Source organism: Streptococcus thalassemiae, from assembly GCF_903645285.1.
Classification (GTDB): Bacteria; Bacillota; Bacilli; order Lactobacillales; family Streptococcaceae; genus Streptococcus; species Streptococcus thalassemiae.
Map to the genome: position 1 here is coordinate 260674 of NZ_CAHJXN010000001.1, position 22389 is coordinate 283062.

19 protein-coding genes, 1 tRNA gene and 1 other RNA gene are annotated in these 22389 nt (G+C 41.4%); 3 read left to right on the plus strand and 18 right to left on the minus strand.

Going from position 1 to position 22389, the window contains the following annotated elements:
• Positions 1–9 precede the first annotated feature (9 nt).
• The 4 genes from HWX15_RS01420 to HWX15_RS01435 all read right to left on the minus strand — a co-directional run bounded on the left by HWX15_RS01420 (position 10) and on the right by HWX15_RS01435 (position 4098).
• Positions 10–750, minus strand: a complete 741-nt coding sequence (locus tag HWX15_RS01420; protein WP_000546753.1) for an esterase family protein — start codon at positions 748–750, stop codon at positions 10–12.
• A gap of 21 nt (positions 751–771) precedes the next feature.
• Positions 772–1596, minus strand: a complete 825-nt coding sequence (locus HWX15_RS01425; RefSeq protein WP_175880049.1) for an alpha/beta hydrolase — start codon at positions 1594–1596, stop codon at positions 772–774.
• A 136-nt stretch (positions 1597–1732) separates the two neighbouring features.
• Complete coding sequence (gene thiI / locus HWX15_RS01430; protein WP_175880050.1) at positions 1733–2947, minus strand: tRNA uracil 4-sulfurtransferase ThiI; 1215 nt, start codon at positions 2945–2947, stop codon at positions 1733–1735.
• Between the two features lie 8 nt (positions 2948–2955).
• On the minus strand, positions 2956–4098 hold the full coding sequence (locus tag HWX15_RS01435) for a cysteine desulfurase family protein (protein ID WP_175880051.1): 1143 nt from the start codon (positions 4096–4098) through the stop codon (positions 2956–2958).
• 138 nt (positions 4099–4236) lie between these two features.
• On the opposite strand from HWX15_RS01435, the gene HWX15_RS01440 reads away from it, so the two are divergent.
• Complete coding sequence (locus HWX15_RS01440) at positions 4237–4665, plus strand: DUF6556 family protein (protein WP_175880052.1); 429 nt, start codon at positions 4237–4239, stop codon at positions 4663–4665.
• Positions 4666–4708: 43 nt separating this feature from the next.
• On the opposite strand, the gene HWX15_RS01445 is transcribed toward HWX15_RS01440, so the two are convergent.
• From HWX15_RS01445 to HWX15_RS01460, 4 genes are all read right to left on the minus strand, one after another.
• On the minus strand, positions 4709–6961 hold the full coding sequence (locus HWX15_RS01445; protein WP_303048042.1) for a DNA translocase FtsK: 2253 nt from the start codon (positions 6959–6961) through the stop codon (positions 4709–4711).
• A 139-nt stretch (positions 6962–7100) separates the two neighbouring features.
• Complete coding sequence (locus HWX15_RS01450) at positions 7101–9053, minus strand: fructose-specific PTS transporter subunit EIIC (protein WP_175880053.1); 1953 nt, start codon at positions 9051–9053, stop codon at positions 7101–7103.
• The gene (gene pfkB / locus HWX15_RS01455; protein ID WP_175880054.1) at positions 9050–9961 is read right to left on the minus strand and encodes a 1-phosphofructokinase; all 912 of its coding nucleotides are present in this window, start codon (positions 9959–9961) and stop codon (positions 9050–9052) included. The genes HWX15_RS01450 and pfkB overlap by 4 nt, the downstream gene beginning before the upstream one ends.
• Complete coding sequence (locus HWX15_RS01460) at positions 9958–10698, minus strand: DeoR/GlpR family DNA-binding transcription regulator (RefSeq protein ID WP_173250058.1); 741 nt, start codon at positions 10696–10698, stop codon at positions 9958–9960. The genes pfkB and HWX15_RS01460 overlap by 4 nt, the downstream gene beginning before the upstream one ends.
• A 161-nt stretch (positions 10699–10859) precedes the next feature.
• On the opposite strand from HWX15_RS01460, the gene HWX15_RS01465 reads away from it, so the two are divergent.
• Positions 10860–10947: transfer RNA gene (locus tag HWX15_RS01465), tRNA-Ser, on the plus strand.
• 184 nt (positions 10948–11131) lie between these two features.
• On the opposite strand, the gene ssrA is transcribed toward HWX15_RS01465, so the two are convergent.
• Positions 11132–11479, minus strand: a transfer-messenger RNA (tmRNA) gene (gene ssrA, locus HWX15_RS01470).
• Positions 11480–12020: 541 nt separating this feature from the next.
• On the minus strand, positions 12021–13130 hold the full coding sequence (gene cozE, locus HWX15_RS01475; RefSeq protein WP_175880055.1) for a cell elongation protein CozE: 1110 nt from the start codon (positions 13128–13130) through the stop codon (positions 12021–12023).
• 102 nt (positions 13131–13232) lie between these two features.
• On the opposite strand from cozE, the gene pbp3 reads away from it, so the two are divergent.
• Entirely contained in the window at positions 13233–14474 is a 1242-nt protein-coding gene (pbp3, locus tag HWX15_RS01480) for a D-alanyl-D-alanine carboxypeptidase PBP3 (RefSeq protein ID WP_175880056.1), read from the plus strand.
• A 196-nt stretch (positions 14475–14670) separates the two neighbouring features.
• On the opposite strand, the gene sufB is transcribed toward pbp3, so the two are convergent.
• The 8 genes from sufB to HWX15_RS01520 all read right to left on the minus strand — a co-directional run bounded on the left by sufB (position 14671) and on the right by HWX15_RS01520 (position 22389).
• Positions 14671–16083: a Fe-S cluster assembly protein SufB gene (sufB, locus tag HWX15_RS01485; protein WP_000797047.1), complete on the minus strand. Its 1413-nt coding sequence runs from the start codon at positions 16081–16083 to the stop codon at positions 14671–14673.
• 57 nt (positions 16084–16140) lie between these two features.
• Positions 16141–16581: a Fe-S cluster assembly sulfur transfer protein SufU gene (gene sufU, locus HWX15_RS01490; protein ID WP_175880057.1), complete on the minus strand. Its 441-nt coding sequence runs from the start codon at positions 16579–16581 to the stop codon at positions 16141–16143.
• Positions 16568–17794 (minus strand): cysteine desulfurase, encoded by a 1227-nt coding sequence (locus HWX15_RS01495; RefSeq protein WP_166728150.1) that lies wholly within the window; start codon positions 17792–17794, stop codon positions 16568–16570. The genes sufU and HWX15_RS01495 overlap by 14 nt, the downstream gene beginning before the upstream one ends.
• Before the next feature lie 10 nt (positions 17795–17804).
• Positions 17805–19067 carry a Fe-S cluster assembly protein SufD gene (gene sufD / locus HWX15_RS01500; protein ID WP_138705530.1) on the minus strand — a complete coding sequence of 421 codons (1263 nt, stop codon included), beginning with the start codon at positions 19065–19067 and terminating at the stop codon, positions 17805–17807.
• Between the two features lie 27 nt (positions 19068–19094).
• Complete coding sequence (gene sufC / locus HWX15_RS01505) at positions 19095–19865, minus strand: Fe-S cluster assembly ATPase SufC (RefSeq protein ID WP_000114489.1); 771 nt, start codon at positions 19863–19865, stop codon at positions 19095–19097.
• Positions 19866–20014: 149 nt separating this feature from the next.
• Positions 20015–20209 carry a DUF3272 domain-containing protein gene (locus HWX15_RS01510; protein WP_001041547.1) on the minus strand — a complete coding sequence of 65 codons (195 nt, stop codon included), beginning with the start codon at positions 20207–20209 and terminating at the stop codon, positions 20015–20017.
• A 27-nt stretch (positions 20210–20236) separates the two neighbouring features.
• Positions 20237–21892, minus strand: coding sequence for a DNA polymerase III subunit gamma/tau (dnaX, locus tag HWX15_RS01515; protein ID WP_175880058.1), 1656 nt, complete (start codon positions 21890–21892; stop codon positions 20237–20239).
• A complete protein-coding gene (locus HWX15_RS01520; RefSeq protein ID WP_175880059.1) occupies positions 21892–22389 on the minus strand; it encodes a GAF domain-containing protein in 498 nt (165 codons plus the stop codon). The genes dnaX and HWX15_RS01520 overlap by 1 nt, the downstream gene beginning before the upstream one ends.

The following is a 22389-nucleotide window of genomic DNA, read 5'->3' on the forward strand; positions in this document are numbered from 1 at the left end:
TAACTCCTTTTATAAATAGAGATTTCCAAGGAAATAAGGCATTTGTTTGCGCCACCATTCCCAGTCGTGGGCGACATCGTGTCCCCATTCAGCAAACCAGGCTGGAATTTGTTTCTGGTCAAAGGCTTCTTTGAGCTTGTAGAAAGATGGCAAGCCATCTTGTTCCCAGGCACCGAGACCCGTACAAAGCACAATCTCTGCCTGACGATAACGGTCAATAAACCAGCCGTCATTCTGGTTCCAGATATAATCTACTGGCGAGTTTTGGTAAATAGCATCGTCATTGTAATAATCGCCGACAAAGAAACGTGCATCGTAAACACCACTGAGAGCAATCACTTTGGTAAAGACATCTGGATGCTGGAGGAAGAAATTGAGTGCATGATAGGCTCCCATAGAGCAACCTGTCGTCATCATGCCATCAAACCAACCTGTCTTGTGCTTGATAAAAGGAATAGCCTCCTCAATCACATAGCGCTCGTAGGCACGGTGCATCTCTGCTTGGTCGTGCCCATTTTTCCAAGTGGCCAACCAGCTCTCACTATCTACACTGGATAGGGTAAAGAACTGGACACGGCCTTCCTCAATAAAGGAAGCACAAGCATCAATCATGCCAAAATCATAGTATTCATTGTGACTACCGCCTGATGAAGCAAAGACCACAACTGGAATCCCAGCATGTCCATAACGGTTGAGGTACATTTCACGGTTGAGATGGCCACTCCAGTGGCTAAGATGTTCAATATGCATTTCGTTTTTTCCTTTCTTAACTTACCATTTTTCTGCAAAAAATCTCAGACAATCTGGTAAATTCTCCGACCAAGGGATTTCACTATGGATGGCACCAGACTGAACTTTCAGCACAAGATTATCCAGATGTACTCCCCCTGCTATCAAATCATGGTAATAGCGTAGCGATGAATCAATGTAGGATTGCTTGATATTGCCAGCCATCAAGGTCTTGTCCGTATCATCCGCTTCTTCCGTTCCCACATAGATGAAGATGCGCTGGTCAGGCGATAGTTTTTGGCGCTCAATATAGCGGTTAAAGGCTTCTTGGTGGAGCCAGTTGGCAGATGAAAAGACCCCTAGACAACCAATTTGGTCTTGATATTCCAAACCGATAAACTGGGTAATATTGCCTCCTAGCGAAGAGCCAATCATAGCCGTATGCTGGCGGTCAGCTTTGGTACGATAGGTCTCATCAATAAAAGGCTTGACCACATCCATAACAAACTCAGCATACTCCACGCCCTTACCACCAAACTGCTGGCCTGGAATAGGAGATTCTTGGAACTTCCAAGCCGCATACTCATTCATCCGCCCCATACCATCATTGTCAATGGCAACGACAATCATGCGACTGATATCCGGATTTCGTTTGATAGCTGGGATAATCTTCCATGAATGACCAATGAAAGACTCCTTGCTATAAAAAACATTTTGCCCGTCATGAAAGTATACAACAGGATAGGAACGGTCCGTGTCTTTCTCATAATCTTTAGGTAGAAGAACACGTACACGGCGCTCCTTACCTGTATAAGGAACCTTGAGTTTGTGTTCTTTCATTTTTAGATAAAAGTAGGAATGATTCATTGTCAGAAAACTCTCTATATTCAAAATTTTATCTCATTATATCATAAAAATAGAAAAAAAGTCAGTTTTTTACCTATTTTTATGATAAAAAACTAACTTTCTTTCCTGATTTTTGCTATTCTTTTGTGTTTTCTGATTAGAGAAGATTGTCAATCAAGTCATCCACTTCATCTTTTTCAGCCTGCGGTGTAATCTCAGTAATCATGATTCCAGCCACAGCTCGCTCTACTAATCCTTCAACATCCATACGCGCTTCGTACTGCTCCGCATTCTTAATCTTAGGATTTGTTTTCGGGCGATCTGGCGCAAAAATGGTACAACAGTCTTCAAAAGGCTGGATAGAAATTTCAAAGGTGTCAATTTCCTGAGCAATGTCAATGATTTCCAACTTATCCATTGTCACAACTGGACGGATGATGGGAGTGTTGGTCACAGCGTTGATAGCCTGCATACTTTCAAGAGTTTGGCTAGCTACTTGACCTAGGCTTTCTCCATTGATGATAACTAAACCATTTCGTACCTCACGAATACGGTCCGTAATACGCATCATAAAACGACGCGTCAAGGTCATAAGGTAGGCTTCTGGTGCCTTAGCCTTGATTTCCTCTTGAATCTCTGTAAAAGGAACTTCGATAAACTGGATATTGCCCCCAAACTTGGTCAATTTACGAGTCAAATCTTGGGCTTTTTTAAGAGCACCAGGACTCGTGTAAGGTGGGCTGGCAAAGTGAACAGCCTCAATATCCACTCCACGTTTCAAAGCAAGATAACCTGCTACAGGTGAGTCAATCCCTCCTGATAACATAAGCATCCCTTTACCTGAAGTTCCCACTGGCAAACCACCTGCCCCTCGAATGGTTTCATAGGAAAGGTAGGCTGCTTCTTCTCGAATCTCCACTTGGAGATTGATGTCAGGACTTTTCATTTGAGCTTGCACATTTGGAATGGCTTCAAAAACAGCCCCTCCAAGTGTTTGGTTGAGTTCACGACTGTCAAGTTCAAAGTTGTGGTCGCTACGTTTGCTAGAAATCTTAAAGGTCATACCTTCCTTGTAGATGTCCTGCATAATCTCTTGGACAGAAGACTTCAAAACTTCTACAGATTTTTCAACCTTATAAACAGGGGAAAAGTTTTGAATTCCAAATACTTGTTTGAGCGATTCTGCTACTGCTGTGTAATCTGCTCCATTGAGGTAAGCGTGGGCACGGTCGCGATCTGCCGTTATCTTAACTTGGGGATAGATAGACAAAACGTCTGAAATATTATTGCGAAGTTTATTGATGAAACGCATACGGTTTTTGCCCTTGGTTGACAACTCTCCGTAGCGAATCATAATTTCTGAATACTGCATGAATGCTCCTATCTTACTTTTCTAGTTTGATTGTAAATCAATTTTAACTTGGTCAAAAACTGCTCGACCTGACTCATATCATTTTCAAGGTCTAGGCTAAGACGCACAGCTGACTGGGCCTTATCCTTATCCACTCCCATTGCAATCAAGGTGCCTGCAGGTTTTCCAGCCTTAGATGAACAAGCAGAGGTCGTTGAGATGAAAATATCATAGTCTTCAAAGGCGTGAACAATGACCTCACCACGAACACCCTTGATTCCAAAAGTCAGGATATGAGGGGCAAAGTCTTCCTCATCTGAAAAGACAAAAATATCTGGATAGTCCAGAAGTGCTTGACGAATCACTGTCTTCATCTGCCCAGTCTTACTTGTAAAGAAATCTAGCTTCTCCATAGACAAACGGAGGGCCTTAGCTGTCGCTGCAATCCCTGCCACATTTTCAGTTGTCGAACGATAATCTCGCTCCTGACCACCACCTGTTAAAAGAGGCGTAATTTTCTTACCAGACTTGATATAGACAAAACCAACACCTCGGACACCATGAAATTTATGACTCGAAAAGGTCGCGAAATCCACTCGTTCTGTCAGATACTTTTCGGTCGGAATCTTGGCAAGCGCCTGAACCGCATCAACGTGGAAGGAAATAGTCGGTTTGTCTGCCAATAGTTTTGAAATAGCCTCGATGGGCTGGATAGAACCGATTTCATTGTTAACTGCCATGATAGAGATGAGGGTCGTATCAGGTCTTATCAAAGCTCCTAGCGCCTCAACATCCACAAATCCTTTCTCATTAACTGGAGCAAAATCCACTTCAAATCCTTGACTTTTCAGCCTGAGGGCTGATTCCTTAACTGCTGGATGTTCAACGGCTGATACAATGATGTGCTTGCCAAACCGAGCTTTTTCAAAGGCCACACCCTTGATAACCCAGTTATCTCCTTCTGTCCCACCAGAAGTAAAGAAGATTTCATCGCTTTTCTTACCGATTAAATCTGCAATCTGTTGCCGAGAAGCATCTAAGATTCGTGTTGCCTGGTCTCCCAAACGATGGAGACTAGATGGATTTCCTAAAATTTTTGAAGCGACCTGCATATAAGTTTCAAGGGCTTCAGGATAAGGCTTGGTAGTCGCCGAATTATCAAAGTAAATCATGTTTTCTCACGCTTTCTAAAATCACTCCTTCTATTGTATCATGAAACGGAGCTTGCGACAAGAAAGGGCAATTCCTCTTTTTTTAAGATTTTTTTAAAGAAATGCGGTATAATAAATTTTAATGAAAGGAGAAAATGTATGTCTAATTATCGTAGAACTTCAAAACCAAAAACAGAACACATCAAAAAAGGCTTTACGGTCTTTCAAAAAACCGTTGCGACTATCGGTAGTATCCTCGGCTTGGTTACTGCGACTATCACGATCATGAATGCCTTGGATAATAATAAAAATACTAAAAAAGAAAACACAACAACACAGACGACAACAATTGTCAAAGAAATTCAAAAGGAATCCCCTCAGGAAAACACTAGTCCCAATAAGGAAACTAACACTTCTCAAGAAAAAACACAGCAAGAAGAAACACCAAAATCTAGCGTCAAGGAAGAGAAAAAAGAAGATCAGAAAACAGCAACTCAGGACTCTACTACACCTGCTACAAGTAAACCTGCCGCTGATAATGAAAAACAGTCCAATGCGCCAACTTCAGAAAATAAAAGCAATCAATAGCCAGTAAAATAGCTTCCTTCCAAACTTGGAAAGAAGCTATTTTTTATTGTTGCAATACTTTTCTTGGTTTGGTACCTTCAGCTGGACCGATGACACCTGCCATTTCGAGTTCTTCCATAAGGCGGGTTGCACGGTTAAATCCAACTGATAAACGACGCTGAATCATGGATGCACTGGCTTTCTGGGTCTCAATAACTAGAGCCTTGGCTTCTTCAAAGAGCGGATCACCACCAGATTCACCATCTGAAAATTCTCCGTCATTTTCAGAAACTTCTCCCGGATCAAAACTCTCATCGTAGTCCGCATCTGCCTGAGTCTTGATAAAGTTTACAATACGTTCGACATCATCATCCGAGATAAAGGAGCCTTGGAGACGAACAGGATGATTTTCATCGATTGGTTTAAAGAGCATATCTCCTCGACCAAGTAGTTTCTCAGCTCCATTTTCATCCAAAATCGTACGGGAATCTGTACCTGATGATACCGCAAAAGCCACTCGAGATGGGACATTGGCCTTAATCAGACCAGAAATGACATCAACAGATGGACGCTGAGTTGCAAGAATCATGTGGATACCGGCAGCACGCGCCTTCTGCCCAAGACGGATGATAGCATCTTCCACTTCCTTGCTGGCCACCATCATGAGGTCAGCCAACTCATCCACAATCACAACAATGAGTGGTAGTGGAACCTGCTTGTACTCAGACTGGGCATTAAACTCTTCTACCTTGGCATTAAAGCCTGCAATATTCCGAACTCCCACCTTGGCAAAGAGTTCATAACGATTTTCCATTTCGTCCACAACCTTTTGCAGGGCCTTGCTGGCTTTGCGTGGATTGGTCACAACTGGAATCAAGAGATGGGGAATATCATTGTAAACAGACAACTCAACCATCTTGGGGTCCACCATCATAAATTTAACTTGGTCTGGTCTCGCCTTCATGAGAATGCTAGCGATAATGCCGTTAACTGCTACTGACTTCCCTGAACCCGTTGAACCTGCGACTAGCAAGTGGGGCATTTTAGAAAGGTCAAAAGCTCTTGCGGTGCCATTAACTGCCTTCCCTAGAGGAATTTCCAAGAGATTTTCTGCTTTCGTTTGAGATTGTTCCCATAGTTCGCGGAAGGATACAGTCGCAATCTCAGAGTTAGGAACTTCGATTCCGACTAAAGATTTCCCTGGGATAGGTGCTTCGATTCGGACATCCTTGGCTGCCAAGGCTAGAGCGAGGTCATCTGCGAGATTGGAAATGCGGTTGACCCTTACACCCACTGCAGGCTTGACTTCATACTTGGTCACTGATGGCCCAATTTCGGCCCGTTCAACCGTTACCTTGATACCAAAGCTAGCAAAGGTTTCTTCAAGGATTTTGATATTTTCACGAACGATTTTCTTCTCTTTAGACTGGTCTTTTGGTTTATCTGGGGCAAAGAGTTGTAAGCTTGGAAGTTTGTATTCAAGGGCTTCTTTGGCTGAAAAATCAACCTGTACATCTTCATCATCAGAGCCATCTTCCTGCTCAGGGAATTCAAGTTCGGCTTGAGGCAGGATGATTTCTGGTTCCACCCAGTCTTCTTCTGGAACAGGAGGAATGTCAAGCACAACATCATCAGTCAGAATTTCACCCGTTTCCATATCAACAGGAGGCAAATCGAGTAAGGCTTTTTCAGCTTCTTCTTGTTCTAATCTAGCCTCTTCCTCAGCCTTTTGGCGAGCTTTTTCTTCTTGTTTGACAAAGCGTTCCTCTTTTCGAAGCTCATGTCCTTCCCTCCATTTGGCAAAGCCTCTACTGAAAAATTCCGCAATATCGTAAACAGACCAAGGACTGACTAGGAGGGCACCCACTAAAATCAAGATAGAACCAATAAAGTAAGTGCCGATATTTGAAAAGAGAAAGGCGGTTGGAATATAAAGAGTGACACCAATCAAGCCCCCTCCAGCAAAACTGGTCGTTCGAAAACCAGTCAAATCCGTCACAACCTGAGCCATTGTCCCTTTTAGAACGGACTTGTCTAAACCATATTTCCAAACTAAGTAGGCTTCAAAAATCAAGAGCAAACCTGCAAATATGGTAAAAAATCCTGATAAGAGTCCTTCCTGTTTTCGTATCCACTTGAAAAAGAAGAGATAGAGTAGGATACCAAATATTGCCAGATAAGCTAGGCTACCCACCAGCAAGCGAATTAAATTGTAAAGAGTGATACCTGCAGCCCCTAATTTGAAGGCTGCGAAAATCAATAAAATCGCGATTCCCAACGAAATCAACATTCGTTGAATCGCTTCTTTTCTTTCCAGTTCTGCTTTAGACGGTCTCCGTCTTGTTTTACTTGTATTCTTGTTTGCCATTCTTCTATTATACCATATTTCACAGGCATTTCGGAAAGAGAAAAAGACTGCACCAAACGGTCCAATCTTTTTATTTTCTATCTAATTTTTATGCTTGTGGTTTGCGTAGGTAACCATAGACCACACCACTTACAATTGCTCCTACCAAGACAGAAACGAGGTAAAGGAGAGCATTTGAAGTAAGGGCGATAACGAAGATTCCTCCGTGTGGCGCCATGAGTTTGATACCAGTAAGACCAACGAGGCCACCTGCTACTGCTGAACCAAGGATGAAGCTTGGGATCGCACGAGCTGGGTCAGCGGCACCAAATGGAATTGCTCCCTCAGTGATAAATGACAAGCCCATGATGATGTTTGTCAAACCAGAGTTGCGTTCTTCTTTGGTAAATTTATCTTTGAAAAGAAGCGTTGCGACAAAGATAGCAAGTGGTGGCACCATTCCTCCAGCCATAACTGCTGCCATAGCCACAGAACCACCTGAAGAAACAGTCGCTGCAAGCGTACCTGTACCAAAGACATAGGCAGCTTTATTGACTGGTCCACCCATGTCAACAGCCATCATACCACCAAGAACGATACCAAGAAGGACAGCCGAACCTCCTCCAAGACCGCCTAGGAAGTCATTCATAGCAGTGTTGATTGCTGCCATTGGAATGTTCACAGCTAGCATGACAAATCCAGTCAAGATTGTTCCAAGAAGTGGCAAGAGAAGAATTGATTTAGCACCTTCGAGTGAACGAGGAACTTTAACGTATTTCTTGATAGCAAGAACTAAAGCACCTGCGATAAATCCACCAACAAGGGCACCTAGGAAACCAGATGAGACACCTGCAAGAGTTGAAGTTGCTTCACCACCTGCGGCATAAGGAATTTTACCAAAGGCAAAACCTTCTTTGGCAATAGCACCAGCCACGAAACCTGCTACCAAACCTGGTTTTTCAGCGATAGAGTATGCAACATAACCTGCAAAGACTGGGAGCATCAAACCAAAGGCAGCTCCACCAATTTTCATAAACATAGAAGCTAGCTCATGGTAGGAACCAAGATTACCAAGATTTTCATTTGGAACACCCAAAGCACCGTCAATCAAGAAGGCAAGGGCAATCATGATACCACCACCTATAACGAATGGCAACATTTGAGATACACCACTCATCAAGTGTTTGTAGAAGGCACCACCAAGGCTTTGTTTTTCGTTGCTTGCTGTCGAAGCTTTTGCTCCATTAGCAGCACGGTAGACTTCAGCATCTCCTGAAAGAGCCAAGTTAATCAATTCTTCTGTTTTACGGATACCGTCAGCAACCGGACGATTGATCAATGGTTTACCATCGAAACGATCCATCTCAACCGCTTTGTCTGCAGCGATGATAACAGCTTTAGCCTTGCGGATGTCCTCAGCAGTTAGTTGGTTACCAACACCGCTAGCTCCGTTTGTTTCAACCTTAATACCAACCCCCATTTCAGCAGCCACTTTTTGAAGGGCTTCTTGGGCCATGTAAGTGTGGGCAATACCTGTCGTACAAGCTGTAACAGCAACGATAAAGTCACCAGAGTCATTGGCAGGTACTTGAACAGGCTGCTCAGTTTTTTCTGAAGCTTGGTCAAAGAGCTCAATAACTTGGTCAACTGATGTTGCTTGGCGAAGTTTGTCAGCAAAACCGTCTTTCATTAAGTATTGAGACAATTCTGCCAAGGCTGCCAAGTGAGTATCATTGGCACCTTCTGGAGCCGCAATCATGAAGAAGAGGTCAGTTGCTTGTCCATCCAAACTCTCATAATCAACACCCTTATTTGACTTAGCAAAGAGAACTGTCGCTTCTTTGACAGCAGCATTTTTGCTGTGAGGCATTGCGATTCCGTCACCCAAACCTGTAGAAGTCAGAGCTTCACGCGCCAAAATTCCTTCTTTAAAGGTTTCAAAATCTGTCACATAACCGTGGTCTGTCAAGCTTTTAATCATCTCTTCGATGACAGCTGTTTTTTCAGTTGCCTGCAAATCCAGCAACATGACATCTTTTCTCAATAGGTCTTGAATTTTCATCGTTTTTCTACCTCAACTTTTTCATATGTTTCTTTAATAAATTCTGCTGTTGCCAAGTCATCTGAGAAGGTCGTTGCTGTTCCGCAAGCTACTCCCCACTTGAAGGCTTCTACTGCATCTTTAGATTTGACAAATTCACCGGTAAATCCAGCAACCATAGAATCACCAGCTCCGACTGAATTTTTGACTGTTCCCTTGATTGGTTTAGCAAAGTAAGCTCCCTCAGATGTGACAAGAAGGGCACCGTCACCAGCCATAGAGATAATAACATTTTGAGCACCCTTAGCCAGTAACTCACGAGCGTATTTCTCAATTTCATCTAAACTATCGAGTTCAACTCCAAAGATAGCTCCAAGTTCATGATTGTTTGGTTTGACCAAAAGTGGCTGGTAGTCCAAACTATCAATCAAGGTCTGTCCTTCAAAGTCACAAGCCACTTGCGCACCCGTTTGACGCGTCAAGGCAATCAAATCCTTATAGATGACATTGCCTAGATTTTTAGCACTTGAACCCGCAAATACAACCGTATCTTCTGCTGTCAGACTCGATAAAATAGCTTTCAACTCTTCTAGCTGAGCCGGTTCAACAGTTGGGCCCGTTCCGTTGATTTCTGTTTCTTGGTCTGCTTTAATCTTGACATTGATACGAGTATCTTCTGCCACTTGGACAAAACGTGTCTCGATTTCTTCATCAGCCAAAGTATCTGTGATAAATTTACCAGTAAAGCCACCGATAAATCCAGTCGCTGTATTTGGAATACCCAAGCGTTTCAAGACACGACTGACATTGATTCCTTTCCCACCAGCAAACTTATCATCACTGTCCATACGATTGACACTACCGACTTGGACTTGGTCCAAACGAACGATATAGTCAATGGATGGATTGAGTGTGACTGTATAAATCATACTTCTATTACCTCCGTTTTCTCCTTAATAACCTGCAAGAGATCATGCCCTTGACTTGTGATAACAATAGCGCGTTTGAGTGGTGCTACCTTGGCAAAGCAAGTTTGTCCAATCTTAGACGAATCCACCAAGACATAGGTCTGTTTGGCATTCTCTAAAATAGCACGCTTCACAGCTCCCTCCTCCATATCAGGAGTCGTATAATAGCCATCGTCCACACCATTCATCCCGATAAAGGCACGGTCAAAGTGCAATTGGTTAATCTGGTTAAGAGCAACGCCCCCGATGCTAGCATCTGTCGCCATCTTGACACTTCCTCCAACCATGACCGTTGGAATCTGCTTTTCAACCAACTGAGCAGCATGGTGAATGGAGTTGGTCACGACTGTAACATTCTTATTGACCAATTCATGAATCAAAAAGGCAGTTGTTGTTCCAGCATCGATAAAGATGACATCTTGTTCCTTGATGAGAGAGGCTGCTTTCTGAGCCAACAACTTCTTTTCTTGAAGGTTTTTGACAGATTTTTCTTGAATGGTTTCTTCTTCCTGCAAGGAGTGAGGCAATTCTGCTCCACCATGCACGCGACGAAGCTTATTTTCTGCTTCCAATTCATCCAAGTCTCTTCGAACCGTTGATTCTGAGGTCTCTAGCAAACTAACTAATTTTTCTAGAGAAACTACATGATGTTGATTTAACTCCTCTAAAATCAGTTGCTTCCGCTCTGTTTTTAACACCGAATCACCTCCTGTTATCGTTTACACTATTCATTCTATCACACTTTCTTTTAAAGTCAAGCATTTTTTATCATTTTCTTTCAAATTCTATCATTTTTCTTATTTTCAGAATTTTTATTGCAAGATAAGTATCTTTATGGTAGACTATTTGAGTAAGTATTGGAAGATTACTCAAGAGGCTTAAGAGGCCGTGTTGGAAACGCGGTAGGCGTGTAACAGCGTGCGTGGGTTCGAATCCCATGTCTTCCGTGGAAAAGAAAAATTATTTCTAGGATGCAACAAATGTTGTATCTTTTTTATCGCTTTTTTTAAAATAGGGTCTGTTTTAGGGTCTGCCTTTTTCGCAAAAGAATATCAAGGAATACCAAAGATAAAAATAAAAAACGTTGATTTAACAACGTTTTACCAAGGAATGTAAAAGAATACAAAGGAATAATGGAGCCGGTGGGAGTCGAACCCACGTCCAAACACCTGCCAACATATTTGTCTACAACCATAGGTTATGTATTAGTTTAACAGTTCCTCGACACATAACTCAAGCCTAGAAACTGCGAGTCTATCAATCTCTTATCAAGCCGCTAGACAAGACTTGATCGTATCTCGCTAATAATAAGACCTGTCATTGAACACGAGCAATCCAAATCGGGTCACGCCTGCTGGTTTTTAGGCAGCTAGAGCGTAAGAAGTGTTATTTTTTGCAGTTATATTTAACTGAGCGTTTACGTCGCCACACGAGTCGCAAAATATGCCTCATAATGCCTGTCGAATCCGTAACGACCCCAAAAGACAATAAAACCATTATACCTTATCTAACACAAAAATGCAAAAAAGAAATCACTTACCTAAAAAAGATACTATTCGAGAAATTTAGCAAACTGGGAGACTAACTACAACTTTCTCAGTGCATAACTTTACAATTGTGAATAGAGCTTACGAAATCCAATTAACACATACTTAAGATAAAGCTATCTGTTTTGAAGAAATTCACGAAGAAAATTATTCTAAAATACTTTCAGATGAGAATTTTCCTACTCTCTTTGTTTCAATTCATTTGAGTTTAAAAACTATAAAATAAATCCTTATATTATCCGGACTACTTTTTACTTGTTTCACTAAAATAAATAGGTTTCATTCAAACTTTAATAGACTATGAAAACCAGTGGAACTTACCCTGACACGGAATTCCACTGGTTTTTTTGATTTTTATCAGATTAACTTCTACTATTTTTAGCTGTGAAAATTAGTTTAGGACTTTAACTTATTTTCAATCTTCTAATCTAAAGGCCACTTCCAGTAAAGAAAAATCAGGGTTCTCCTGACTTTTACTTAGCTAATTCTCTTTCTCGTTCTTTCATTATTTTATGATTTTCATACAAACGGGATAAGAACTTAGAAATTTCTTTTAAGATAGAATAGGTTGGCACTGCGACAATCATTCCAATGACACCATAGATATTGCTTGACAACAAAAGTAAAACCAAAATCGTGATTGGATGAACCTTCATAACACTTCCTACGATTCGAGGATATAAGATATTGCCATCTACCTGCTGAACAACAAGCATATAAATCACTGCAATCAGCAGTCTATGGGGATCAGTGAATATATTTGCGATGATCATAGGAATCAAACCAATACTTGGCCCCACATAAGGAATTAAATTGGCTACACCAGAAAAAATAGCAAAAACTAAAGCATATTTTAAACCAATAATACTATAGCCAATATAAGCCAAACAACCTATAATGATTGCGTCAATCGAAACTCCACTAATATAGCGAGCAATCGTCGCATTTAAATTCTTTAAGAGACCTGCAATATGCAAGCGATCCCTCTTTAGAATCGTTCTTTCAAGCATGGGCAAGAATTTATGTCCATCTAATAAGAAATAAACCAAAAAAACTGGAGTCATAATCAAAATCAAAACAGTACTGATAAGAGCTGACAAGACGCTCCCCACACTATTTGATACGCTATTTAGGATATTTTGAAGAATATCAACATAGGATAAGTTTAGTTGCTGAATTGTAGCTTCTACATCCAAATTCTGGAGCGCAGGGTAATTAGATAAATCTATGATTAAGTCTTGTACTCGACTATAAATAGTTTGACTAGATATAATCAAACTAGATAACTGATTAATCAAAATAGGTAAGAGATAGACAACACCTATGACCATTCCCCAGACCAAAGCACACAAGGTAATTAAAATACCAAGTAAACGATTGAGTTTACAGACTTTATTTAAGAAAGTAACAATAGGGTTTGTCAAATAATAAAGAAAGCCACCTAATAAAAATGGAATCATAATTGTATTAAGCACGCTAACAAAAGGGTTAATCAAAGACCCCATCTGTCTCCATAGGTAAAAGATGATGGTTAAGAGTAAAATTTCTGTGGTCCAAAAAAATAATTTATTTCTACGAAACATGAGTTACCTCCCTCACTCTATTTTACCATATTTTCAAAAAGCTTAACGGATGAATTATTAAAGCAAGAATATTTTTTTTCTTTATGATAGAATAAGACTACTATGAAAAAAATATGTTTAACTTTATTAACTGTCTCCCTTTTAGGAGGCGCTTCTACTGTTGCTGCTCAAGATTTTAATATTGCTGCAAAACATGCGATTGCTGTTGAGGCAAATACTGGTAAAATTCTCTATGAGAAGGATGCAACTCAGCCAGTCGAAATTGCTTCTATTACAAAACTACTTACAGTTTATCTTGTCTATGAGGCTCTAGAAAATGGAAGTATCACACTCTCCACCCCAGTAGATATCTCTGATTATCCTTATCAATTGACGACAAATTCTGAAGCCAGTAATGTTCCTATGGAGGCTCGTAATTATACCGTCGAACAACTACTGGAAGCAACTCTGGTATCTAGTGCCAACAGCGCCGCTATTGCCCTAGCTGAGAAAATTGCTGGCTCTGAAAAAAACTTCGTTGATATGATGCGGGCCAAACTCCTGGAATGGGGAATCAAAGATGCCACGGTTGTCAATACAACTGGTCTGAACAACGAAACTCTCGGAGATAACATTTACCCAGGGTCTAATAAAGATGATGAAAATAAGCTCAGTGCTTATGATGTCGCTATCGTTGCCCGCAACCTCATCAAAAAATACCCACAAGTCTTGGAAATCACCAAAAAACCTTCTTCTACTTTTGCTGGAATGACAATTACTTCAACCAACTACATGTTAGAAGGTATGCCTGCTTACCGTGGTGGTTTTGATGGACTGAAAACAGGAACAACAGATAAGGCTGGAGAGTCTTTTGTTGGTACTACTGTCGAAAAAGGCATGAGAGTCATCACAGTTGTTTTAAATGCAGACCATCAAGACAATAATCCCTACGCTCGGTTTACAGCTACATCTTCCCTAATGGATTATATTTCTTCTACATTTACACTTCGCAAAATCGTTCAGCAAGGCGATGCCTATCAAGATAGCAAAGCCCCTGTACAAGATGGAAAAGAAGATACGGTAACTGCAGTGGCTCCAGAGGATATCTATCTAATCGAACGTGTTGGAAATCAATCTTCCCAATCTGTTCAATTCACTCCCGATTCTAAAGCAATCCCAGCACCACTTGAAGCCGGAACAGTGGTTGGCCATCTGACTTATGAAGACAAGGACTTGATTGGTCAAGGTTACATCACCACAGAGCGCCCTAGTTTCGAAATGGTTGCAGAAAAGAAAATTGAAAAAGCCTTCTTCTTAAAAGTTTGGTGGAATCAGTTTATCCGATTTGTTAATGAGAAATTATAAAAAAATCGCGATTTAAACCGCGATTTTTTTGTTACAAGTTCATCTGCAAAATCTTTGATTTTGAATAAATCTAATACTCAATGAAAATCAAAGAGCAAACTAGGAAGCTAGCCGCAGGTTGCTCAAAGCACCGCTTTGAGGTTGTAGATAAAGCTGACGTGTTTGGAGAGATTTTCGAAGAGTATAAAAACAAATTTTACCCAACTGATCCTTCCATTTCATAGCTGATCAAACGGTTCAGCTCAACAGCATACTCCATTGGAAGTTCTTTTGTGAAGGGTTCCACAAATCCCATAACGATCATCTCAGTTGCCTCAGATTCTGACAATCCACGGCTCATGAGGTAATAGAGCTGTTCTTCTGAAATCTTAGATACCTTGGCTTCGTGTTCCAAAGCTACTTGCGAGTTGTGAATTTCATTAAATGGAATAGTATCTGATGCTGACAAGTCATCCATGATAATGGTATCACATTCAATGTGAGAAACAGATTTCTTAGAGTTCTTATTAAAGGTTACTTGTCCACGGTAGTCAACCTTACCTCCACCTTTAGCGATGGATTTAGACACGATAGACGAGCTTGTATGTGGAGCATTGTGGATCATCTTAGCTCCAGTATCCTGGTGTTGCCCAGCATTGGCAAAGGCGATAGAGAGCATGGTACCACGCGCCCCTTCTCCATCAAGGTAAACTGATGGATATTTCATGGTAGTCTTTGCACCCAAGTTTCCATCAATCCACTCAACAGTGGCATCCTTTTGAGCTTTAGCACGTTTCGTTACCAAGTTATAAACGTTATCAGACCAGTTTTGGATGGTTGTATAACGCATGTAAGCTCCGTCCAAGGCAAAAATTTCTACGATGGCAGCATGTAAGCTGTTACTTGAATAAGTTGGTGCTGTACATCCTTCAACGTAGTGGACACTTGCTCCCTCATCAACGATAATCAGAGTACGTTCAAACTGACCAGTATTTTCATTGTTGATACGGAAGTAGGTTTGAAGAGGAATATCCACTTTGACCCCTTTTGGTACGTAGATAAAGGTTCCACCTGACCATACTGCTGAATTAAGGGCAGCCAACTTGTTATCTGTCGGCGGTACCAACTTAGCAAAGTATTGTTTAAACAAGTCTGGGTATTCTTTAAGAGCAGAATCCGTATCTGTAAAGATGATACCTAACTTCTCAAATTCTTCCTTCATGTTGTGGTAAACTACTTCTGACTCGTACTGGGCAGAGGCACCGGCTAGATAAGCACGCTCAGCTTCTGGAATCCCGATACGTTCAAAGGTTTCTTTAATTTTTTCAGGCACATCATCCCAAGAACGAGCTGGCTTATCAGATGGTTTTTGGTAGTAGATCAAGTCATCAAAATCAATCTCTGACAAGTCTGCTCCCCAAGTTTGCATGGGCATTTTTTTAAAGGTTTCATAAGACTTCAAACGGAACTCTAACATCCACTCAGGTTCTCCCTTAGCAGCTGATAGTTCACGAATGACATCTTCATTCAATCCTTTTCCTGTCGATAGGACAGGCTCTACATCATCATGGAAACCAAATTTATATTCACCAAGATCAATTGGTTTTGGTTCTACTCTTTCTTCAGCCATAATATCCTTTCTTTCATTCTTCATTTCTACTGATTCATAAGACAAAAGAAACTTGTCTTATTGTTTTTCTTGATTTTCAATTGTTTTCTTAAGGGCATTCCAAGCTAGGGTTGCACACTTAATTCGTTGAGGAAATTTAGCAACACCTAACAAGAAGCCTGCATCGCCTAGTTGGTCTTGGTGTTCATCTTTTTGCCCTTGAACCATTTCAGAAAAAATAGTCGCAAGTTCTAATATTTCTTGTTTGGTTTTTCCTAAAACGGCATCCGTCATCATGCTAGCAGAGGCAGTCGAGATGGTACAACCTGAGTTTAGAAAAGCGATATCCTCCAAGCGGTCATCTGCATCAAACTTGACGGAGAGATTGATAACATCCCCACAGGTCGGATTGTTGAGACTGATTTGCTCAGCGTCTTCTAACTTCCCTTGGTGATGTGGATTTTTCGAATGGTCTGCTACCACTGCCATATAAAGGCTATCTAGTTTAGAAAGTGCCATTGAAAAACTCCTTTGTCTTTTGTAAGGCATCGACTAGCTTGTCGCAATCTGCCTTGGTATTGTAGATATAAAAACTTGCACGAGCTGTTGCTCGAACATCCAAATACTGAAGCAAGGGTTGCGCACAGTGGTGACCCGCACGAACTGCCACACCTTCATAATCCAAAGCAGTCGCAAGGTCATGCGGATGAAGGTCGCCTAGGTTAAAGGCAATGACACCTGAACGTTGAGCCAAGTCCTGAGAACCGTAAATAGTCAATCCTTCAATCGCCTGCAGTTTTGGATAGACGTATGCTATCAATTCCTGTTCATGGGCTTCAATGGCATCCATACCAATCTTTTCCAGATAATCAACTGCAGCAGCAAGTCCGATGGCACCAGCCATGTTAGGAGTTCCAGCCTCGAATTTCCAAGGCAATTCCTTCCAACTAGCCGATTGTTCATAAACGAAATCAATCATCTCACCGCCAAATTCGACTGGTGACATTTGTTCCAAATACTTCTCTTTACCGTAAAGGACACCTATCCCAGTCGGACCAGCCATCTTGTGACCTGAAAAAGCAAAGAAGTCCACATCCAAGTCCTGAATATCAATCTTCATATGAGGCGTAGATTGAGCACCATCCACCACCATGATGGCACCAACTTGGTGGGCCATTTGAGTGATTTCCTTGATAGGATTAACCACTCCAAGAACATTTGAGGCATGAGCTAGGGAGACAAATTTCACCTTATCAGTCAATTTAACTCGCAAGTCAGCCATATCCAAGGCACCGTCCCTGAGATAAATATAGACCAGCTCAGCCCCAGTCTTACGACAGGCTTCCTGCCAAGGTATGATGTTAGAATGGTGTTCCATGATGGAAATCAAGACCTGGTCTCCCTCAGTCAGAACTTCCTCAGCAAAGCGTGCTACCCAGTTGAGACTGGTTGTCGTTCCTCTGGTAAAGAGAACTTCCTTTGTCGAACCTGCATTGATAAACTTAGCAATGGTTTCACGAGCGGCTTCATAGGATGCTGTCGCCCTTTCTGCCAAGGTATGAACACCACGGTGAACATTGGCATTGTCGTTCTCATAGTAGCGGTTAATCGTCTCCAGAACTGCTAGTGGTTTTTGTGTCGTCGCAGCATTATCCAAATAAACCAATGGTTCATCATTAACAATCTGGTCTAAAATTGGAAAATCCTTGCGAATCGCTTCTACATCTAACATCGGCTTCCCCTTAGCGTTTTGACAATTTTTCTTCGATAGTTGCAATCATTTCATCACGAACTTCCTTGACTGGAATCTCAACGATAACGGATCCAAGGAAGCCACGAACAACCAAACGCTCTGCAGTTGCCTTATCCAAGCCACGACTCATGAGGTAGTACATATCTTCTGGATCCACCTGACCAATAGAGGCTGCGTGTCCTGCAGTTACGTCATTTTCATCAATCAAAAGAATTGGGTTAGCATCTGAACGCGCTTGGTCTGAAAGCATGAGAACACGACTTTCTTGTTGGGCATCTGCTCCCTTGGCACCCTTGATAATGTGGCCAATACCATTGAAGGTCAAGGTTGCTTTTTCAAGGATAACCCCATGTTGGAGGATATTTCCGATTGAGTTGCAACCATAGTTAGTCACTCGAGTATCAATCCCTTGTACCTGACGGCCACTTGAAAGAGCTACAACTTTCAGGTCAGCATGGCTACCGTTACCAATCAAGTCACTATCAAAGTCAGCAACGACGTTTCCTTCGTTCATGACACCGATTGCCCAGTCAATACTTGCATCGTTGCCTAATTTACCACGACGGCTAATATAGGCAGTGACATTTTCTCCTAGACGGTCGATAGCTGCAAACTTGACTTGAGCACCAGAACGAGCAATCACTTCAACAGTAATGTTTGCAGTTACTTTGGCACTTCCTTCACCGCGTGACTCTAAACGCTCCAGATAACTAATCTTAGAATTTTTACCAGCGATAATCATAATATGCTTGTTAAACGGCACATCGCTATCGCTATCTTGGTAGAAAATACCCTCGATTGGTTCTTTAATCTCAACATTATCAGGAATGTAAAGAACAGCACCACTATTGAAATAAGCTGTATGGTAGGCTGCCAACTTATCATCGTCATACTTGACAGATGACATGAAGAATTCCTCAACAAGCTCTGGAATTTCTTCTAAAGCTGAGTGGAAGTCTGTAAAGATGATACCCTGTTCAGCCAACTCAACTGGAATTTGCTCAAAAACAGTTTGCGTTCCTACTTGCACCAACTTCAAGTGGTTATCTAGTGCAGTGAAATCTGGAACATTTGCTGATGGCTCGCTTTCTGTAATCGTCCCATCCCCCAGATTCCAACGGTGGAATTTGACACGCTCAATAACTGGTAATTCTAGGCTCTCAATCTTATCAAAAGCTTTTTGACGGAGGTCAGCCAACCAGCTTGGTTCAGCGTGCATTTCTGAAAAAAGTTTAATATTTTCTTTAGTCATTTACTTCTCCTAAAAGATACGAGGGAATTACAATTCTTCCTTGTAGTCGTAGCCAAGTTCTTCAGCTAGTTTTGCGTATCCTTCACGTTCCAAACGCGCAGCCAATTCTGGACCACCAGAAAGGACAACACGACCTTCCATCATCACGTGTACCACGTCTGGTGTGATGTAGTTCAAAAGACGTTGGTAGTGAGTGATAATCATAGCACCAAAACCTTCACCACGCATGGCATTGACACCTTTCGATACAACTTTAAGAGCGTCAATATCAAGACCAGAGTCAATCTCATCTAAAAGGGCAAATGTTGGTTCCAACATCAAGAGTTGAAGAATTTCATTACGTTTTTTCTCACCACCAGAGAAGCCTTCGTTGAGGTAACGCTCTGCCATTTCTTCTTTCATGTTGAGCAATTCCATTTTTTCATCTAGTTTAGTAATAAACTCACGAACTGAAATCTTCTCATCATCTTCTTTACCAGCATTCATAGCGGCACGAAGAAATTCAGCGTTGGTAATTCCAGGAATTTCTGATGGGTATTGCATAGCAAGGAAAAGTCCCATACGCGCACGCTCGTCAACTTCCAACTCAAGGATGTTTACGCCATCAAATAAGACTTCACCTTTGGTTACTTCATAGTTTGGATTTCCCATAATAGCGGCAGAAAGAGTTGATTTACCAGTACCATTTGGCCCCATGATAGCGGCAATTTCTCCTGTTTTCAGGGTCAGGTTCACCCCTTTTAAAATTTCTTTTCCTTCAATCTCAACGTGAAGATCTTTGATCTCTAATACTGACATGATAGTTCCTTTCTTTTTCAAGACTTTTACAGTACTTACTAGAAAAACGTCTGATTTCCCCAGAAATAGAGTAAAAGGTCTATAAATATACTTTTATAGTATAACAAAAAAAAGCCTAAAAGGCTTTGATTTTGTCTGGAAGCTGAGGGCTAGTCTTTCCTATTAAAATGCTGATCGATGACATCAACGATTTTGCCCATCACATAACTGACTCGGAAATTTCTGAAGAGCAAAATGGCCCAAAAGGCTGCCATAATATAGCGACCAGTCATCCAGGCTTCATTGAAAAAATAGGTCTCAGCAGCTGTGAACAGCGCCATAATAATAAATTGTTGTTTATTCATAAACTTATTGTATCATGAAATCTTTCTTTAGTCTTCCTCTACCTTCACTTTATCAGCCAAAAATTCAAATCCTTCTGGAATCAGACTTTCTTCTGCTTCTTTTTCAGTTTGAGAAGATTTGGCTTTGGCTGAAAAGGCTGCGCGAACTTCTTTCCATTCCTCCATGGAAATAGCTAAAATCTCAGGTGAAAAACCTGCCGCCTGACTGAGGATGTTACCAAACATGGCGTTGAGATTATCTCGTTTCATGGTTTGACCAGCATTGAAGTTAGACTCAAAAGCAAGAATAGCATGGTGTTCATTGGCCGCAACCGGTTGAGATCCAACTAGCAGAGCCTTATCAGGACCACCTAGACTTTCAATTACCTCTCCCCAGGCATTCTGCAAACGAATCAGGTTTTGACGTGCTAAATCAGGATTTTCGACAGCCTCTTGTAAGATAGATTGAACTTTATTGCGATCCACACGATAGACTGTCTTGCCTGTTGCTGGGCGACTAGGAGCTGGATTTGTTGGCTTGGGCACAGTTCCCACGTTTGCGAGTTCTTGTTTGAGACGTGTCACTTCCTGTCTCAGCGAAGCAATTTCATGTTCAACTGCCCCTGATAGAGCTAGTTCAGGCTTAATTTCCGCTAAACGAATGGTCATCATTTCAGCATAAATCTTGGGCTGCAAACTAGACTTAATATCTGCTAAACTGACTGTCGCTAAGCGAATCATTTCAAACAGATTTTCTTGAGGAAGTGCCAAATTCTCTACAAAGACTGGACTATGATGAGTGTTTTCTCCTCCTGTTTGAACAATTAACAAGTCTCTTAAATAGTGCAAAAGGTCGGTCACAAAACGAGTCATGCTCTTACCATTATCAAAGAGAAGATTCAAGCAAGACAAAGCCTTGGGAACATCCTGTTGAGATAAGGCGGCCACATAATCATCCAAGGCTGATAGACTAATGGTACCAGTAATTTCTTCAGAGATGGCAGTCGTCAACTCGTTTCCCTGTGTCAAACTCAGGGCTTGATCCAAAATAGACAAGGCATCTCGCATCCCACCTTCAGCCCGTCTGGCAATGATTTCAACGGCCTCTGGTTCAGAACTGATATTTTCTTTTTCTAAGATATAGCGGATATGTTTCTTAATATCCTGTGTCTTAATCGATTTAAACTCGAAACGTTGCACACGGGATAGAATAGTGGCAGGTATCTTGTGCAATTCAGTAGTAGCTAAAATAAAGACCACATTCTGTGTTGGCTCTTCCAGCGTCTTTAGGAGGGCATTAAAAGCCCCTGTAGACAGCATGTGAACCTCATCTATGATATAAACCTTATAACGAGCAAGGCTAGGCGCATAGGTAGATTTATCACGAATTTCACGGATTTCATCCACCCCGTTATTAGAGGCCGCATCCATTTCGATGACATCTTCTAAACTACCGTCCGTCACTGCCTGACAAATATAGCAGTTATTACAAGGTTCACCACCCACTTGATTTGGGCAGTTCATAGCCTTGGCAAAGATCTTGGCTACACTGGTTTTTCCCGTTCCCCGTGGACCAGAAAAAAGATAAGCATGACTTATTTTCTCTTGCTCCACTGCTTGTTTAAGAGTCTTAGCCACAACTTCTTGACCAACCAACTGGGAGAAGTTTTGACTTCTATATTTTCGATAAAGTGCTTGATACATTAAGATTTTTCCCCAAACATTGTAAAGTCCCATTCTGTCTTTTCAAGCAAAATCGCGACAAATTGTTCCAAATAATCTCGATCCGTTGCATCGTAATCCTCAATCTCTGAAGAATCCAAATCCAGAACCCCAAGTAACTGACCATTCTTCATCATCGGTACCACAATTTCACTTTTAGCTAGACTGTCACAAGAAATATAGTTGGGATAGGTCGTCACATCTCCAACAATAACAGTTTCCTGAAAGTGAGCTGCCTCACCACAAACGCCCTTGCCTAGTGCAATACGGATACAGGAAACACCTCCTTGGAAGGGACCTAAAACCAATTCCTTTCCATCGAACAAATAAAAGCCTGCAAATACAGTATCAGGAAAGCGTGATTTTATGAGAGCACTGGCGTTGGAAAGATTAGCCAAAACATTAGTTTCGCCTTCCAATAGGAAGGACAATTCTTCATTTAACATTTGATAATGTGATTGTTTTTCTGATTTTAACAT

Bases quoted from the DNA above. Each gene is read 5' to 3' on its own strand.
- HWX15_RS01425 (WP_175880049.1), bottom strand. From the start codon at position 1,596: ATGAATCATTCCTACTTTTATCTAAAAATGAAAGAACACAAACTCAAG.
- HWX15_RS01435 (WP_175880051.1), bottom strand. From the start codon at position 4,098: ATGATTTACTTTGATAATTCGGCGACTACCAAGCCTTATCCTGAAGCC.
- pbp3 (WP_175880056.1), top strand. From the start codon at position 13,233: ATGAAAAAAATATGTTTAACTTTATTAACTGTCTCCCTTTTAGGAGGC.
- dnaX (WP_175880058.1), bottom strand. From the start codon at position 21,892: ATGTATCAAGCACTTTATCGAAAATATAGAAGTCAAAACTTCTCCCAG.
- HWX15_RS01495 (WP_166728150.1), bottom strand. From the start codon at position 17,794: ATGTTAGATGTAGAAGCGATTCGCAAGGATTTTCCAATTTTAGACCAG.
- sufB (WP_000797047.1), bottom strand. From the start codon at position 16,083: ATGGCTGAAGAAAGAGTAGAACCAAAACCAATTGATCTTGGTGAATAT.
- HWX15_RS01450 (WP_175880053.1), bottom strand. From the start codon at position 9,053: ATGAAAATTCAAGACCTATTGAGAAAAGATGTCATGTTGCTGGATTTG.
- HWX15_RS01520 (WP_175880059.1), bottom strand. From the start codon at position 22,389: ATGTTAAAATCAGAAAAACAATCACATTATCAAATGTTAAATGAAGAA.
- pfkB (WP_175880054.1), bottom strand. From the start codon at position 9,961: ATGATTTATACAGTCACACTCAATCCATCCATTGACTATATCGTTCGT.
- HWX15_RS01510 (WP_001041547.1), bottom strand. From the start codon at position 20,209: ATGAATAAACAACAATTTATTATTATGGCGCTGTTCACAGCTGCTGAG.
- sufU (WP_175880057.1), bottom strand. From the start codon at position 16,581: ATGGCACTTTCTAAACTAGATAGCCTTTATATGGCAGTGGTAGCAGAC.
- HWX15_RS01440 (WP_175880052.1), top strand. From the start codon at position 4,237: ATGTCTAATTATCGTAGAACTTCAAAACCAAAAACAGAACACATCAAA.
- sufD (WP_138705530.1), bottom strand. From the start codon at position 19,067: ATGACTAAAGAAAATATTAAACTTTTTTCAGAAATGCACGCTGAACCA.
- sufC (WP_000114489.1), bottom strand. From the start codon at position 19,865: ATGTCAGTATTAGAGATCAAAGATCTTCACGTTGAGATTGAAGGAAAA.
- cozE (WP_175880055.1), bottom strand. From the start codon at position 13,130: ATGTTTCGTAGAAATAAATTATTTTTTTGGACCACAGAAATTTTACTC.
- thiI (WP_175880050.1), bottom strand. From the start codon at position 2,947: ATGCAGTATTCAGAAATTATGATTCGCTACGGAGAGTTGTCAACCAAG.
- HWX15_RS01420 (WP_000546753.1), bottom strand. From the start codon at position 750: ATGCATATTGAACATCTTAGCCACTGGAGTGGCCATCTCAACCGTGAA.